Annotated in this window: 2 protein-coding genes and 1 pseudogene; 1 reads left to right on the forward strand and 2 read right to left on the reverse strand. The window is 33.1% G+C overall.

Annotated features, from left to right (window positions below):
* Window positions 1-529 precede the first annotated feature (529 nt).
* Complete coding sequence (locus tag ACEN3Z_RS11680; RefSeq protein ID WP_407090959.1) at window positions 530-904, forward strand: recombinase family protein; 375 nt, start codon at window positions 530-532, stop codon at window positions 902-904.
* Between the two features lie 352 nt (window positions 905-1256).
* Here ACEN3Z_RS11680 and ACEN3Z_RS11685 read toward each other — a convergent pair whose 3' ends face one another.
* Window positions 1257-1586 carry a hypothetical protein gene (locus ACEN3Z_RS11685; RefSeq protein WP_407090958.1) on the reverse strand — a complete coding sequence of 110 codons (330 nt, stop codon included), beginning with the start codon at window positions 1584-1586 and terminating at the stop codon, window positions 1257-1259.
* Window positions 1587-2636: 1050 nt separating this feature from the next.
* Window positions 2637-2833, reverse strand: a pseudogene (locus ACEN3Z_RS11690) (IS30 family transposase); the annotation flags it as partial.

The raw sequence follows: 2833 nt of genomic DNA on the forward strand, positions 1-2833 counted from the left end.
GGTAAGATGGGTGTAGGTCATTTGTGGTCACTCCTTTGTATTCTTTGGTCGGAATTACAAGTTGAGTGTACCACAAATGGCTGTTTTAGTTGTCTAGCTTAATTTTACAATCGGCGAAAATAAACGTCAAGGTGCGAAAGCAGAAAAAATAATAAGGATAATCTAAGCTGAAATAAAAACTACTTATTATAGGACAGTATGTAAATAAGTAGCGCTAAGGATAAATTAAAATGGTTGTTTAGCAGCGAAAACTCTAAGTTCATGAATGAATATGAGGGACGTTCAACGACTATCTCCTTGAGGGAGAGTAAAGCCGCAAGCAAATGGCGGAAGAAAAATGTGGCTACCCATGTGGTAGAAGAAATAGTCTGCGCTATATGGAAACATATAGAAGTCTACTCGCAAGAGAAAGACTGTATTAAAGGTTGCGCTTTAATATGAACACGAAAAAATCAAATAATATAAAATCGATTTATAGTATGAATCCTCTCTGATAAAATATACAGAAGGGAATTTAAAATATAGAATTATTGTCTATTGGAAAGTTTGCAAAAAAACAGGGATAACTCCCTATATTTTAAGACGGATGCAGCAAAATGGCGAGTTGATTCCCCATCATATAACTAATGCAGGAACTCGCTATTATTCCTCGGAGCAATTAAAAGATTATCTACCTGAGACTATCAATAACGATGGTAAACTTATTATTGGTTATTGTAGAGTTAGCACTTCGACACAAATGGCTGAATTAAGGTCGCAAGTTAAGCTTGTTGAAGAATATATGCAAGCTCATGATTATACTTTTGAGATCTTTTCAGAAATTGGTGGCGAACTTAATTATCAGCGAAAAAGCTTATTAAATCTCTTGAAAATGATTAACCAGCAAGATTGTCACTTTGAATAAAAGTCGCTTCATGCGAAATGGTTTCGAATTATTTGAGTATCAATGTCAATTGAATAAAATCGACATTGAGTTGATTGATGATTCAAAAGAAACCAGGATTTATAGTCTTTTATCGCGTAATCCTTTAAACAATAATTCTTATTTAGAACTATGATTTTAAAACTACATTTGGACATATAATTCCTATCGGCTTATGAAATGGAAATTCCACATCCTACGTTACAAGAATTGATAAAAATTCAATCTAATCCACCACAATTAGAACCATGGACAACATTTAATTTGTCCCAATGATAAAGCGCTACTTACCCCTCATTAGGGTAAGTAGCGCTTTATTTATTTCGAATATTGTTTAGTCAATAGATAATGTTACCTGAGTAGCTTTATTGGTGGAAAACCTTTTATTTCGAGAGACAAAAGACTCTATACCACCTAAACGAATTCTAAAACGATCGTCTTTGTTTAATAAGATTTGCTCTGCCCAATATAAATTATGGTCTACTACGAAAGAGGGCACACCAAAGTTCGAATGTTGCGTTAAAACTGAATTGAATTCAGAACGGTGTTGATTTAAATTAATTAAACCTTCTCGGAATGATTCGGCGGTTCCACTTGAATCTTGATTCATAATAGTTGGATTGGCACAAGCGTCACCGAGAATTACAGTCTTAAGTTCAGGCATAAGAAACCCCATAATCCCTGAAGTATGACTTGGTAAGTGTATGGGAATGATAGTGACTCCCATAAGTTAAACACATCGTATTCTTTATAAGAATGATAATTTATTTCTTTTTGAGCAATAAAGTGCTCCGATGTGAAAGATAAGCCTTGCTTTCGCATGATCTAGATGACCTTGTGTGCAGATGACATCATAGGGCATATCAAGTAAGTTATCAACAACTTGCCTCAAATCCCCATATCTAAAACCAGTATTAATCAAAACGACTCTGTCACGCCCATTGACAACATAAGCACAGACGTTAGGCATTTTAATACGGATTATGGCGTCGTTAATTTGTTCGCTTTCAAATAACTTTATAATGCACTCCTTTACTTGATTAGTTGAACTCTATAATAATCTTGGATTAAATAGAAGTAAATCAGAAAATAATGGATCAAATTCTTTTATAAAAGCTGAAAATGTGCGAAAATGTAATTAGTAAAGGGCATGCTACGTAATAAATATCTAATCTAATAAGGACGTGAATCATTTGTTAATACATCAGCCTAAATTATGGAGTGTAATGCTCCGTTTATTGTTAACCGCGGTTGGTCAATTTAGCTTAATTTATTTATGGATGTTGATTCCAGGTCAAGAGGCCATTGCTTATTTCTTACTCTTAATTTTAATGTCAGCCCCCGTGGGAACAATAATTAATCTCATGTTAAAGAAATGGATTTTTCAGTTAATGAATGATTCAGATTCATTTGCTTTAAAAATAGCGTACCCCTTTATAATTATTATTGGTCTATTTATCACTGTTATTGTCATAACAAACTTGAACATTTTTGATTTATTCTTTCTTTTGATTTTTGTCTTTGTATTGTCGCTACCCTTATTATTACTTGAAATGCTATTCTATATAATAAGAAATTGGACTCAATTAAAAGAGTAGATAGAGTCAGTATGTTAATAAAACGAACTCTTATTAATTGAGTAAATAAAAAATTGTCGCATTAATTATTGCAATTCAACTTATAAAAAAAAAGGAGAAATAGATATTTTGATTTGTCAAATTAAGCTAGACAAAACAGCTTCATCTAAGTAACTCAAAAATACTTCCAACGGTGTTTGGTAGTGCAAGGATTTCCGTGGAATCGTGTTCCGTTTGTGTGCAATCGATGACACAAAGCTTTGGTCTACTTGATTAAAGTCCATTCCTTTTGGCAGTCCGTCTCTGCGTAATAAACCATTGGAATTCTCATTCA

Origin of the sequence: Ruoffia sp. FAM 26254 (genome assembly GCF_045528545.1) — a bacterium.
GTDB classification, from domain to species: domain Bacteria; phylum Bacillota; class Bacilli; order Lactobacillales; family Aerococcaceae; genus Ruoffia; species Ruoffia halotolerans.